Here is a 12,998-nt window from a genome sequence, read left to right as displayed (position 1 = left end):
CGCTGTTCGCGGGGCTGTTTTTTCTCCATTATATTTCTTGATAGTTATATAACCAAGTGGTAATATATAAGACATGGAAAACAATACATTATTCGAAATGTTGGCCGAACCCAACCGCCGCGCCATTCTCGAAAGGTTACGGTGGAAGGAGCATACGGTCGGCGAGCTGGTCGCGGCGTCCGGCCTGAGTCAGCCCGGCGTCTCCAAGCATCTGCGCTTGATGAGAGAAGCGGGTCTCGTCGCCGTGCGCCGCTCGGGCCGGGAGCAGCTATACAGCCTCCGTCCGGGACCGCTTCGCGAGCTGGACGATTGGCTGCAGCCTTACCGGCGCTTCTGGTCCTCCAAGCTCGAAGCGCTCGAGCGAAGCTTGGACGATGAAGCCGCCGCCGATCGTTCATCCATCGACAAGGCGAAGGAGTGAAGGGATTGTTAGCGAAAATTACGAAAACCGAAACCGGTCATCTGGCCGAGTTCAAGAGAACGCTGCGGCACGCCCCGGAACGGGTGTGGGCGATGCTGACTGTCAACGATAAGCTCTCGACATGGTTTTCCGAACTGCGAGTCGAGGACCTTCGCGAGGGCGGCACGATCTCGTTCGATCTGGGCGACGGGACGTTCGAGGAAATGAAGATCATCGAACTAAAGCCCTATTCCGTGCTCGAATATACTTGGGGGAACGATCGAGTGAGGTTCGAGCTGTCCCCCGCGGCCGACGGCGGTACGATGCTGACGCTGAAGGAATTCATCGGAGAGGTCAACGCCCATACGCCGAAAGATCTTGCAGGCTGGGACGTATGCCTCGACGTGATCGAAGCGCTCCTCGACGAACGCGGCTTCGGCGATCGCAAGACGGCGTGGGAGCCGAAATACGAAGCTTATAAACGCGCTTTGGAGGCCTAGGGACATACCGCGCGCCCGGCTCCGGGCGCGCGACACGTTCAATCCCTCCTTGTTCGATCTTTAATATTGCCCGTTCGGTTTATCATCACTTTGACCCGGATGTCCTTCAACGACTCGGGCGTCAGCTCGAATCCCCCGTGGCTCCGAAGCGTCTTCCATTCCCGGTTTTTCTGCCGATACAGGGCCGGCTCCAACCGAAGCAAATCCGCATCGCGCTTCAAGCCCTCGTCGTACAAACGACGAATCTGTTTCCGAATCTTTTCCTCCGCTTCCCGTTCGATCTCCGCTTCCGCCAAGGGGGTCATCGACAGGATGAGCGAACCCGACAGCTTTACGTCTAGAGAGAACTCCGCCTTCCCGTTTCGGACCCGTGGATGAACGATCGCATTCGGGTTTTCCAGGACGACGGCCGACTGGATCTCTCCCCCGGAGTACAGGATCAGCGGACCTCGATTCGAATCGGGTTCGACCCAGGTCAGCCCCCGTAATTCGTCTAGATTGTACCACCCAAGAAGCTTATGCTCTTTAATCGCGAACGCGCCGTCGATCGTCAGCATGTCCTGAGGCTTATCGCCTTTTCTCCAGTTGTTTTCCGATAGAGCTATCGAAGGCATAAGCGTCGTGCGTCCCGGTTCCTTCGCCTCCAACGTAAATCGGCGAACGCTCATCGGCCGGACGACGGAATTTTGCTTGTACGTCTCCAGCGGTTGGTGCAAGACGGATACGGCCGGCGAAAAATTAAAGATGGACGACGTACTAAAGATCTTGTCGATGGGTTTGGAGGTTCCGAAAATCCATGGCGTATACCGGAGCTCGTAATATCTGCCTTGAAACTCGTACACCTGCTTCATCGCGTTGCTGTCTTTCAGCACTTTCTCGCCGATCACGACGGCGTTGACGTGGCCGTAGAAAATCCGGAGCTGCGAGCTGCGGTACAAATCCTCGATCGCATGGACGAGGGTCGGCCCCCGCCCGATGCCTACCCAGACCGGCGCCTGTCCCGACTTCCCCGTCTCGGACTTCGCGACGGAGGCGAAATCCAACAATTGACCGTATACGACGAATTCATCGTCTTGAAGGTCATATCCTATCGCGGTTAGATAATTGATTTCCTGCAAGTCTTTAATGTCCCAGCAGCCCGTTAAGAGCATAAGAAGAAAACTCAGCGCCAACGCCGACTTACCGAATCCGGCCATCAAGATCCCCTCTTCTTCTGGCGCGTGCCGTCGACCGTGTCCAGCATGTCCGGTCGTTCGTTCTTCTTCACCCATGGCACTCGGCTGAACACTAATATCAAGTCCTTCCATGTCACGGGCGACAGCGGCGCAAGGTATGGCAGGCCGAAGGAAGTTAATGAAGCGAGATAGAGCAAGACGCCCATGATGGACAGCATGAAGCCGTACATGCCAAGGAACGAGGAGCAGATCATTATGAAGATGCGGGTGATGCTGACGGCGAAGACGAGCGTCTGATTCACCAAGGTGAAGCTGGCCACTCCCGTAATGGCCGCGACGACGATCAACGTCGTCGAGGCGAGTCCCGCGCGAATGGCCGCCTCGCCCACCACGATCCCCCCGACGACGGCGACGGTCGATCCGACCGCCTTCGGCAGCCGTTCCCCGGCCTCCCGGAACACCTCGAACATGCCGACCATTAAGAACGCCTCCAGCGGGCCGGGGAACGGGAGCCCGATGCGGGACATGCCGATCGTGGCCAACAGCGGGTAAGGAAGCTGCTCCACGTTGTAGGAGGTGGCCGCGATGTAAAATCCGGGCAGCATCAAGGAAACCCACAGCCCGATGTATCGGAAGAGAAGCCCGAAGCTGGACGCCAGATACGGAAAATAGGCGTCCTCCGCGGAACGCAGCATGAAAAACAAGTTCCCGGGCGCGATAACGGCTGTCGGCGCCCCGTCGGCGACGACGGCGAAGCGGCCGCGGACGAGCGAATCCACGACGAAATCCGGACGGGTCGTATAGCCGACCAATGGGAACAAGGAGAAGGAGTGATCCGATATCATTTCCTCCAACGGGCTGCTGCCCATGAGAATATCGACATCGATCCCCCGTAAACGCTTGCGGGCTTCCTCGATCGTCTCGGGATTCGCGATATCCGGAATATAGAGGAGCGCGACTTCCGTTTGACTGCGCTTGCCGATCGTAAACCGTTCGCAGCATAAGGAATTGCTGCGAAGCCGCTTCCGAACCAAGGCGACGTTCGTCGCCAGCTCCTCCACGAAGGCGTCCCTCGGGCCCTTCACGGCCACTTCCGTGCTCGATTCTTGCGGCGGCCGCTGCGGGATATCGGCGAGATCCATACCGTAGAGAACCCCGTATCGTTCGATGTAGATAATTAATTGACCGGAAAACACCTGCCGAAGAAGCTCTTCTTTTCGCAGCCGTTTCACGTCCCATTTGCGTTCCAGGCGCATGCCGTCCTCGGTTTCCGGCAGCAGCCGCTCCAACTCCGGCAGCACGAGTTCATTGATTTGCTTCGTCTTGATCATGCCGTCGCAATACAACAGGTACACGACCGCGGGGCGTTCCCCCTCCCCCAACACGTACCGCTTCATCTTGAAGTCGTCGGTGTCCCGAAACATCCCCCGGAGCGAATCCGGCGTCAGATCGCCGTTCGTCTCAGCCATTCATCTTCACCTTCGTACGCTTGGGGATAAGAACCAAAATAAACAGTACGCCCACGACGGCCGTCCCGAACGCCAGCGAAGACGGCAAATAGACGAACCTCATGAAATCGAGATATTGCCTATCGCTTAACGGTAGCTCCGCCAAGACGACGAGCGCGGCGCAGATCGCCGCCGGCCAGACGAGAGTTCGCTTCGCTCGAGGCTTCCCGTCCGTGATCAGCTCCACCATCAAATATATCGAGACGGAAATCCGGACGAACGCGCCGGACAACCATTGATAAATCGACAGAAAATCTACATGCTGAATGTATCTGCCCAGCGTCACAAGCCGCCACTCTTCGAACGCGGGGTAGCGCAAATTCGCCGCTTCGTAAGGACCGAATTCGGCGATCGCGCCGGTCGCCGGCCCCAAAATGAGACCTACCAAGAAGACGCCCAGTAACGCGACCTTCCACAACTTGATTTGCTTCTTTACTTCGTGCTGCAGCAACAAGAGAACGACAAGCTCCGCAAGCCCGCCGCCTACGTACAAGGATCCGGCGAAGACGGGCGCCCACCCGTGCTCCAGCATCGGGGTCAGCAGAACATATTCCTTGCGCGGGAGATTCGCGCTCATGACGAAATCCCCGAACAAGACGACGAAGGGTAGCAAGATGCCTGATACGATCGCGATCGCCCGGATGCCGATCCGAACCGCGAAGAAGCAAAGTGTCATCAACGACAAGCTCAGCACGAGCTCCGGCGTTCGGGGCAAATACGTCCCATTGGACCACGAAATCGTCTCTTCCAACGTAAGCGCGGAGATGCAGAAGAGGTAGAGTAGAAAGAGCAGTCGCAGCGGCTCGCTCGCGAACCGACCGAATCGCCCGCTCAACCACGGCAGGAGCGATTGCTGCCGGGTACGCTTCATAATAAAACGCAGCGCCGCGATCCAAGCCAGGTATGGGAGCAACGCGGTCAATATGCTTATCCAAGCGTCCCGCTTCGCTTCCTGCAGCAGCGGAGGGAGTACCATCACGTGGTTCATCAGCCCCACGCCCAGCATCATGATGCAAAAGATCGGGAAAATTCCAAGACCCGCAGACTTGTTAGGCATAGAAAACAACCCCTTGGCGATCATCATCGTTGCCGTTAGGATCACCAAGGGGTTGAGAAATTACTCAATTATGGAATTGCATTACTTCATCATCTTGCCCATGCGTCTAGCGGCTTCGATGACCTGCGGAGCGATCTCCCGCATCTTCGCCGTGTCGAGCCGGTTCGACGGCCCCGACACGGCGAGCGCCGCGGCGAGCCGACCGGCGCCGGCGAAGATCGGCGCCGCCACGGCCGCCGCGCCCGGCTCCCGCTCCTCGACGCTCGTCGCGTACCCGAGCGAGCGGATATGTTCGAGGCGCCCCAGGAACTCCGCCCGATCGATGGAGGCGGGCCAATCTTGTCCGCTCATCAGATTGTCTCGTACGCTCTCGTCGGCGAACGAGAGCAGCACCTTGCTGGACGCGCCCACGTACAGCGGAAGACGCGCCCCGACCGGCGCCACCCTGCGAATCGCCTGTCGGCTCTGCACCGCTTGGATCCGGATCCGTTCGTTCCCCTCGCGAATGTACAGACTGATCGTCTCTCCGACGAGATCTCGCAGCCGCTCCATCTCCGGCTGCAGCAGCGTCCCCAGATCGTCGCTCTGCCCGGACAGCTGCGCAGACAGCTCCCATACCCGGAAGCCGAGCCGATACTTCTCCGTCGCCGCGTCGCGAACGAGGAAGCCCTTGCCCTCCAGCGAAGCGAGCAGCCGGTGGACGGTGCTCTTGTGCAAGCCGACCTGTTCCGCGATTTCCGTCAACCCGAGACTCGTATGTTCGGTGAATACCAATAAAATATCCAAGGCGCGCTCGACCGCGCGAACCGTCATTTTCCCGTCTTCCATTCGTTCTGCCTCCATCGCCGCATCCATTTCGTTCCGTGGAGTGAAACTCGTTTTCATATTCTAAGTATACCACGCGAAGCCGCTCCGTACATACGTCTTTTCGATTCCTTCGCATCCGCCTTCCGGACCGGGCCGAATGTTACAGTCGCTTTACAATCGTCTTACAATTCCGGCAAATCCGTTGACCGGCGGTCGGGCCCTCCTTTACTATGAAGTTAATAGCATTAATCAAGGGGGTCGGCCCGATGGAACCTATCGCAACAACGACAATGCCTCTTCCCGCCAACACCTACGAAAGCGTTTCCAACGCGCTTCCCGGTACATACGGCTCTTTACCGCTCGGTCATCCCGGCCGACGCCGCAAGAGTCTATGGGCCTCGGTCGCCGGACTCGCCATCGCCGTCGTCCTCCTTGCCGCCGTCGGCGTCGTCGCGTTGTACGCTTACATCGCGTGGGCGCTAGCGCGGCCGACCGTCGCTCCGCTGCAATCCGACCCGTTCCAAGCGGCCGGCATGGCCTATGAGGACATCGCCTTCCTCTCGGACAACGGCGCGCACCTTCTGGACGGCTGGTACATCCCTGCGCCGACCCCTTCTGGAAAGACCGTCGTCTTCTCCCACGGCTACGGCGGCAATCGCGAGGAAATTTGGGTGCCGATCTATGAGCTTGCTCGCCTCGCGCACGATCAAGGCTTCAACGCCATCATGTTCGATTACGGCTACGTCTATAATAGCGACCGCGTCGTGACCGGCGGCGCGAAGGAATCGAGCGATCTGCTCGGCGCCGTTCGATACGCGCGCGAACGCGGCGCCGAGGAGGTCGTCGTCTGGGGCTTCTCCATGGGAGCCGGCACGGCGCTCCAAGCGGCGCTCCGCACGGACGATATCGACGCCATGATCCTCGACAGCACGTTCGTGCTCGAGCCGGATACGCTATACCATAACCTGAAGCAATACGCGGACCTACCGCGCGAGCCGTCCCTTACGCTGCTGCGGTGGCTGTACCCGCTCATTAACGGCTCCGGCCTCGGCGATGTGCCGTATCAGCGAATCAAGAGCACCGCGTACGACATCCCGGCGCTTATGATTCATGGTACGCTCGACGAACGATCGCCGTACGAAATCATTCGCGACGTCGCATTGAACCATACGGCGGCGAACGAAAGCTCCGAGTTCTGGCTCGTCACGAACGCGACGCACGAGCTCGTGTATCGGAAGGACAAAGCCGAGTACGCCGCGCGCGCGACGGCTTTCTTGGATCGAGTTACGGAATGAGATCATAGAACAGGCGACCGCCCGGCATGGAGAGCCGGCGGCCGCCTTCTATTTTCGGGAAGTCCTATAACTTCGCTCTTACCTCGCTTACGGACAATCGTCGTTGTCCCGCCGGTCTCCTCTCGGCGGCTTCGATGACCGGCGCCTCCTCCCCGGCTTGCCGCATCCGCGAGACGAGGCGCTCCCGCAACTGGTCGCACACCTCTCGGTACGCGTCCATCCCCGCTACGTTAATCAATTCATAAGGATCCGCCAGCAAATCGTATAGACAATCCTCCTTATATTTGTCCGAACACGAATCCCTCGTTCCATCCTTATCCGACGCCCTTACACTGTATTTCCATCGCTTCGTGCGTATGGCGCGGCCCACTTGAGATTCGCTGATTTGCACAAACACTTCTTGTTGCCAATCGTGCCGCTCTCCGCGCAGCAGCGGCAAGATGGAGCGGCCCTGCATATGCTCGGGAACCGGAATGCTCGCCGCATCGAGCAGCGTCGGAGGAAGATCGATCAGGCTGATCAGGTCGGGAAGTCGACCGCCGGCCTCGAAGCAATGGCCCATGAAAGCGGTAGGGACCCGGATCGAGCTGTCATGGCACGACCGCTTATACTCGCTGTTTCGCGTTTTGAAGTGGCAGCCGTGATCGGAAGTGAAAAGGAGGATCGTATCCTTCGTTAAACCTAGACTCTTCAACGCGTCCATCAATCTCCCCAACGCTTCGTCCAGACGCTTGACCATGCCGTAGTACCCGCCCAGATGCTGCGCGGACGATCCGCCGAGCGCCGCCAAGTCCGGCGGCGTCCAACGCCCGGTATACCGTTCCTCGTACCCGTCCGGCGCCGGATAGTTGTCGGTGTGATTTTGATGATGCGGTTCCAGATACGATAGGAACAAGAAGAACGGGTCCTCCCGATGCGCATCGATGTATCGGATCGCCGCATCCGTCTGCGCGTCCACGCGATAGCCCGGAAGCTTCACCTCGCGGTTGTCGTTATCGTACAGCACCGTATCGTAGGCATCCGAGGAATATTCGAGAATGTTGGCGCCGAGCCAGTATTCGTAGCCGCCTCGCTCCTCCTCGGGCACTGGCTCTTGCGACGCCAAGTGCCACTTGCCGATATACCCCGTCGAATAACCCGCCTCTCGAAAATAGTGCGCCAACGTCTTCGCATCTTTCGGCAGCGGCACACCGTTCGTATGACAGCCGCTGGCTGTCGCATACAAACCCGTTTGCAAACAAGATCTCGCCGGTCCGCAGACGGGCTGGCACGTGAACGAATGGGATACGTGCGTGCCGCTCGCCGCCATTCGGTCGAAGTTCGGCGTCAGATCGAGCGGATTGCCGTGCACGCCGGTCGTGTCCCACCGCTGCTGATCCGTGAAAAATACGATGACGTTCGGTTTCCGAAATACCTTCCGACTTGCTTCCATTGCCTCGTCCCCTTCCGTTCGAATCCGTTACCATAGTCCCTGACCGCTGATCCTTCTAGCCGATCCGTTAGCGAACGCGAGCAGTAATAGACCGACCAGCGACTGGAACAGCCCTGCGGCGGTCGCATAAGGGAATCTCCCCATCGTCAGGCCCGTTCTGTATACGTAGGTATCCAATATGTCGGCTACACTGTAAACGATAGGATTGTACAGGATGTACACTTGATCGAATCCCGCCTGTAAAATATATCCCGTTCGCAGAATCAACAACACGACAATGGTCGATGCGATCGAAGGGAGCGTTATGTATCGAATCAGCTGCCATCGGGAGGCGCCGTCGATTCTGGCCGCTTCGTACAATTGGGGATTGATCCCGGCCATCGCCGCCATATATATTATCGTATTCCAACCTACCTCCTTCCAGATGCCCGACCAGACGAGCAACGATCGAAAGCTGGACGGGTCCGCAAGCGGGGAAACTTGAACGCCGAACCAAGACAAGATGCCCGTGGAAGGGGAAAGCAGCGTAAACAAAATTCCGCCCAAGATAACCCAAGATAAAAAATGGGGAAAATAGATGATCGTTTGAATCGTTCGTTTAAACCACGTCCTCGCGACTTCGTTCAGCAATATGGCGAGTACGATCGGCGAAGGAAATCCGAACGCCAGCTTGTAGAAGCTGATGAGGATCGTATTTTGAAAAGCCGTCCAAAACCCCGCATCGTTGAACAACATCGCGAACCATTTCAGACCGACCCACTCGCTCCCGAACACGCCCTGCGAAAGCTTGTAGTCTTTGAACGCGATCATGATGCCGCCCATCGGCAAATACTTAAAAACAATGAAATATACGATTCCGGGAAGCAGCAGCAAGTAATAATATTGATACTGCGACATTCTCAATCGTCTCATCGATGTCACTCCCTTCAAACTCTTCGGTTGGCGGCGAGAAGCATCTTCCGGTACTCGCCTGGCGTGACGTTCTCCAGCTTTTTGAAAAACCGGATAAAGCTTTGCACGTCGTTATAGCCGATGAGACTGCAAATTTCCTTCAGCGAATACTTGTAGTCGTCTTCGGTCAGCAGCTGTTTGCTTCTCTCGATGCGCAGCTTCGTGAGCGCGTCCAGCGGAGACTTCCCTAACCCTTCTCGGAAGATCCGGCTCAAATAGTTGGTGCTGATCCCGACATGCGCGGCGATATCGCTGACGGATTCGATCGTACGGTAATGCCCTTCCATGTATTCCATCGCTTTCGCCAAGTATGCGTTGTCTTGATGGCCCGTCCGCCAAGACTCGATCTGCTCCACCATATCGGCGACGAAGCCGCGAAGGAACCTCTTCAAATCCCCGTGATGCTTCAACTCGAATACAAGCTTAGTGCTGTACCCCGTTCGGTTCAGCGGATAACCTTGCTCATATAGGCTCCGGACGATGCCGCTCATCATCATTAAGACGATTTCTTGAATCGCTTCCCTGGAGTAGTCCATATTGTCTACATAAGTCTCAATGAAGGTTTCCAGCGTCTGGGCCGCTTTCTCCGAACGGCAAGTCAACATATGGCGGATCAGTTCGTTATGCAGCTCCAGCGGGTATTCCACCGACGGGTCGTATTCGATATCGTGAAAGAAGACGACGTCCGTAGCGCTAATCAACGCCTTGCAGTGGATGACTCGCTTGGCCTGATAGTATGACGTATGCACCTTATCCAAGGAGTCGCATAAGTCCCCGAAGGCGAATTGTAGAAATACGTTGAACCGATTGATGCTTTGTTCGATGATCCCATCGCAGACCTGTTTCAATTGTACCTTGACCGAACCTTGAAGCGAAGCCGAATCCAGGTTGATGATATAGCCGAAATGGTTTCCTTCCAGGATCGTTCCGATGACGAACCAATGCGTCTTGAGGCTGCTTTCGATATAACTAAACAGAAGCGGCTTGACATTGGTGTACCCTTCATCATGTTCCAGCGCCCGCATGTCGAATCCGACCAGCAGCGTCAAGAAATGACTGCGGTGAAAGACGATGCCGAACTCCGAAAGCCCCTCCTCTGCCTTTTGTTTATCCACCGCCGCATCGGTCAGCATATCGTAAATCAGCCTCGACCGAACGACCGGCGTACTTTGCTCCAACGCATCTTTGAACGCTTTGTTCTCATCGATGAGGCCGGATATCCCTTGCTGAACGAGCACGGTCTCGTCCCGTCCTTCGCCCCTTGGTCCGAACGTCCCGTCGAAATAGGAATGGATCATTTTCCTCCAAGGCTGTACGAATCGCCGGGAAAACAAGAAGGACAGAACGAAACCGAAGGCGACGACTAACAAACTTACTTGAGCGACCTCCGCGATTTTCCGAGCGAACTCCGAAGCGAACGTCTCGAACGGGGTCAGCATCACCGCCGTCCAAGGGTAATCCATAACTTTGTAATAACTGACGAAGTATGTCTTCCCGTTCAGCTTGCGCACCTTCATCCCGCTCTGCGTATCCAGCGCCCCGCCCTTGATTAATTCCTCCAATGCAGCGGCCAATGCTGGTCGGTTCGGTCCGGATATGACCCGCTCCGTCGGTTGATCGAGCAAAAAGATCGCCTGCCGTTCGACGTCCACTCGGCTGAAATCATACAGCATGTTCAAAAATTCTTTCTTCTTTACATTAATGACTAGCATCCCAAGAGATTCTTTATTCGCGAGGGGCAGCGGCTTCGTGATCGTCAACAGCTCGTAAGACTTCCCGCTTACGGAATCGTTCAAGGTACGAATCTGATTCCACTCCATCTTGTCCCCGAGTTCATTCGCTCGGTCGATGAACGGCTTGTCGTAAAACTCGCTTAATCGATACAAGCCCTCCGTCGTCGTCAACACCCGATGATCCAACTTGAAGTAAATATACATCGAGTGAATCATCGGATTCGCGGCGATCTGATTTTGCATTTGATCCTTGATGCTCCGGAATTCCAAGATGTCCGCTTGGAACGGGTTGCGCAGCAGCTCATTGACATGGGCATCCAAGGAAATTTGCAGAGAGAGCGCATCCAGACTCCGATGCAGCAGGCTCGCTTGGTCGAACAAGCGCTCTAACGTCGCCTCCGCGGAACGGCGAATGTCGTGCTTGATGTCGTAAGAGTAATAAGCGATATAGCTGCCGCTGATGATCAACGTCGTCGCGACCACCAACAAGGTAAGAAAACGCATAAGTTTTACGAGCAACGAGATCCCCTCCCCGACAACATCCTTGGACTCCATGTTCATCCTTTGGAATTACGATCCCTTACTTGTTCCGCGCTTCATTTACTTGCTGCTCGATGACCTGACCGCCTTGTTCGTAGAATCGTTCGACGAACTCTTCCCAACGATCGACGGAATAGGCGCCTGTAACGATTTTGGCAAAATATTCGGACCACAGCTTGGTCAGGTCCGGATAGTCGAGAAGGGCCGGGACCGTCTTCCAGAAAGCATTTTCAATCAGGTTTTCGGGATCGTTCGTAATGTACATGCCCTCGATGGCATCCTCGGCCATCCAACGGCGATCGACGATTTGTACGAATCGGATCGGGTTAGAGAAGCCTTCCTTATACAGATCCGAATACGATTCAACCAGCATCGTAACTTTGTTATTCGCGTCATCCAATTCGACGTGCGTGCCTTCCACTCCGTATGTCACAAGATTGAACCCCGGCCCGGCGGACCAGTTAATGAGCTCCATTAGCTTCTCCGGATGCTTCGCTTTCGCCGAGATGGAGCGGACGTCCCCGTAAGAAGGGGAACTCTCCGGTAATCCCTTGTGTCCGTTCGGTCCCGCAGGCGGCGTAATAAGCTTCAGCACCGCGCCGGGGGTCGCCTGCGTCAAGGAGGCGTTGATCGGCTGTTTCGGGTCTCCGTCGAAGGCGGACCCTTCGTAGATGCCTGCCCTGGAGTTAATGACCTTCTCCTGAAGTTGCTTGGTTTCCATCACCGGGAATTCCGGATCGATCAAGCCTTCCTTATACCATGCCTGAATCATCGCCAAAGCCTCTTTCGCTTCGGGCACGGTGAATCCGGGCTTCAGCTCGCCGTTACGCTCCGTCCAGTAGATCGCGTTACCGTTCGCGGGCGCAATGCCGAAGGCGCCGAAGATAAAGCTGAAATTCGTCGTCTTCGTCGCGGATAACCCGTACGTGTCGTCTTGACCGTTCCGATCCGGATCGTCGAAGGTAAACGCCCTCAACACCTCGTGCAATTCATCCAACGTCTTCGGTTCTTGCAGATTGAGGTTATCCAGCCAATCTTTGCGGATCACAAGTCCGTTGGTGTTCGGTCCATTGAACGGTTCGGGCCGGTACCCGACGGGCAAGCCGTATATTTTCCCGTTGTATTTCAGGTTTTCCAGGTCCTCCTGACGAATGAGCTTCATCAATTCCGGAGCCTGTTCAAGCAAGTCGTCCAACGGCTGAATCAGTCCTTCATCCGCGTAACGCGTCATCGTCTGAAGGTCGACGCTGAAGAAATCCGGCAGCTCGCCCGATGCGGCGAGCAAGTTCAGCTTCGTCGTATACTCGTCCCCGCTGGCCAACTGAACGTTGTAGTCTACGCCATCGATGCCGGCCTCCTTCAATTGTTCCAGGATGATTTTCTTCGCCGGTCCTCCGTCGGCCGGATATTCCGGCGAATTAAAATTTCTAAGAATGTTAAAAGTGACGGCTTCGCCCGCCGAAGGTCGATTTTCCGTAGTGCCTTCAGCCGTCCCCGACCCTCCGGCCGTGTCGTTCGTCGTTCCCGTCGTCGCGCCGCATGCCGAGACGCTGACGGCGAGCAAGGCGATGAACGCAAGTCGAATCCATGTCCTCATGAT

At 56.4% G+C, this 12,998-nt stretch carries 11 protein-coding genes; 3 read left to right on the top strand and 8 right to left on the bottom strand.

Annotated features, from left to right (window positions below; translation table 11 throughout):
- Positions 1-73: 73 nt before the first annotated feature.
- Positions 74-421 carry an ArsR/SmtB family transcription factor gene (locus RIN49_RS04725; RefSeq protein WP_309119013.1) on the top strand — a complete coding sequence of 116 codons (348 nt, stop codon included), beginning with the start codon at positions 74-76 and terminating at the stop codon, positions 419-421.
- Positions 418-900: an SRPBCC family protein gene (locus RIN49_RS04720; RefSeq protein WP_375295209.1), complete on the top strand. Its 483-nt coding sequence runs from the start codon at positions 418-420 to the stop codon at positions 898-900. The genes RIN49_RS04725 and RIN49_RS04720 overlap by 4 nt, the downstream gene beginning before the upstream one ends.
- A gap of 38 nt (positions 901-938) precedes the next feature.
- Here the strand turns inward: RIN49_RS04720 and RIN49_RS04715 are convergent, their stop codons facing one another.
- The 4 genes from RIN49_RS04715 to RIN49_RS04700 form a co-directional block, all read right to left on the bottom strand.
- Complete coding sequence (locus RIN49_RS04715; RefSeq protein WP_309119011.1) at positions 939-2,096, bottom strand: Ger(x)C family spore germination protein; 1,158 nt, start codon at positions 2,094-2,096, stop codon at positions 939-941.
- The gene (locus RIN49_RS04710; RefSeq protein WP_309119010.1) at positions 2,096-3,544 is read right to left on the bottom strand and encodes a spore germination protein; all 1,449 of its coding nucleotides are present in this window, start codon (positions 3,542-3,544) and stop codon (positions 2,096-2,098) included. The genes RIN49_RS04715 and RIN49_RS04710 overlap by 1 nt, the downstream gene beginning before the upstream one ends.
- Positions 3,537-4,640, bottom strand: coding sequence for a GerAB/ArcD/ProY family transporter (locus RIN49_RS04705; protein ID WP_309119009.1), 1,104 nt, complete (start codon positions 4,638-4,640; stop codon positions 3,537-3,539). The genes RIN49_RS04710 and RIN49_RS04705 overlap by 8 nt, the downstream gene beginning before the upstream one ends.
- Before the next feature lie 81 nt (positions 4,641-4,721).
- Positions 4,722-5,468, bottom strand: coding sequence for an IclR family transcriptional regulator (locus RIN49_RS04700; RefSeq protein WP_309119008.1), 747 nt, complete (start codon positions 5,466-5,468; stop codon positions 4,722-4,724).
- Positions 5,469-5,713: 245 nt separating this feature from the next.
- On the opposite strand from RIN49_RS04700, the gene RIN49_RS04695 reads away from it, so the two are divergent.
- Positions 5,714-6,742 carry an alpha/beta hydrolase gene (locus RIN49_RS04695; RefSeq protein ID WP_309119007.1) on the top strand — a complete coding sequence of 343 codons (1,029 nt, stop codon included), beginning with the start codon at positions 5,714-5,716 and terminating at the stop codon, positions 6,740-6,742.
- Between the two features lie 64 nt (positions 6,743-6,806).
- Here the strand turns inward: RIN49_RS04695 and RIN49_RS04690 are convergent, their stop codons facing one another.
- From RIN49_RS04690 to RIN49_RS04675, 4 genes are all read right to left on the bottom strand, one after another.
- The gene (locus RIN49_RS04690) at positions 6,807-8,174 is read right to left on the bottom strand and encodes a sulfatase family protein (protein WP_309119006.1); all 1,368 of its coding nucleotides are present in this window, start codon (positions 8,172-8,174) and stop codon (positions 6,807-6,809) included.
- Between the two features lie 27 nt (positions 8,175-8,201).
- Positions 8,202-9,086 carry an ABC transporter permease gene (locus tag RIN49_RS04685; protein ID WP_309119005.1) on the bottom strand — a complete coding sequence of 295 codons (885 nt, stop codon included), beginning with the start codon at positions 9,084-9,086 and terminating at the stop codon, positions 8,202-8,204.
- 14 nt (positions 9,087-9,100) lie between these two features.
- On the bottom strand, positions 9,101-11,377 hold the full coding sequence (locus RIN49_RS04680; RefSeq protein WP_309119004.1) for an AraC family transcriptional regulator: 2,277 nt from the start codon (positions 11,375-11,377) through the stop codon (positions 9,101-9,103).
- A gap of 61 nt (positions 11,378-11,438) precedes the next feature.
- Entirely contained in the window at positions 11,439-12,995 is a 1,557-nt protein-coding gene (locus tag RIN49_RS04675) for an extracellular solute-binding protein (protein WP_309119003.1), read from the bottom strand.
- Positions 12,996-12,998: the final 3 nt, after the last annotated feature.

This window comes from Paenibacillus sp., assembly GCF_031177825.1.
Taxonomy (GTDB): Bacteria; Bacillota; Bacilli; order Paenibacillales; family YIM-B00363; genus Paenibacillus_AE.
Note: the sequence above shows the minus strand (reverse complement) of the source record. Positions and strands in the feature narration are given on the sequence as shown.

Excerpts from the sequence above, each read along its gene's own strand:
- RIN49_RS04725 (WP_309119013.1), top strand. The coding sequence starts at position 74 with ATGGAAAACAATACATTATTCGAAATGTTGGCCGAACCCAACCGCCGC.
- RIN49_RS04715 (WP_309119011.1), bottom strand. The coding sequence starts at position 2,096 with ATGGCCGGATTCGGTAAGTCGGCGTTGGCGCTGAGTTTTCTTCTTATG.
- RIN49_RS04710 (WP_309119010.1), bottom strand. The coding sequence starts at position 3,544 with ATGGCTGAGACGAACGGCGATCTGACGCCGGATTCGCTCCGGGGGATG.
- RIN49_RS04705 (WP_309119009.1), bottom strand. The coding sequence starts at position 4,640 with ATGCCTAACAAGTCTGCGGGTCTTGGAATTTTCCCGATCTTTTGCATC.
- RIN49_RS04700 (WP_309119008.1), bottom strand. The coding sequence starts at position 5,468 with ATGGAAGACGGGAAAATGACGGTTCGCGCGGTCGAGCGCGCCTTGGAT.
- RIN49_RS04695 (WP_309119007.1), top strand. The coding sequence starts at position 5,714 with ATGGAACCTATCGCAACAACGACAATGCCTCTTCCCGCCAACACCTAC.
- RIN49_RS04690 (WP_309119006.1), bottom strand. The coding sequence starts at position 8,174 with ATGGAAGCAAGTCGGAAGGTATTTCGGAAACCGAACGTCATCGTATTT.
- RIN49_RS04685 (WP_309119005.1), bottom strand. The coding sequence starts at position 9,086 with ATGAGACGATTGAGAATGTCGCAGTATCAATATTATTACTTGCTGCTG.
- RIN49_RS04675 (WP_309119003.1), bottom strand. The coding sequence starts at position 12,995 with ATGAGGACATGGATTCGACTTGCGTTCATCGCCTTGCTCGCCGTCAGC.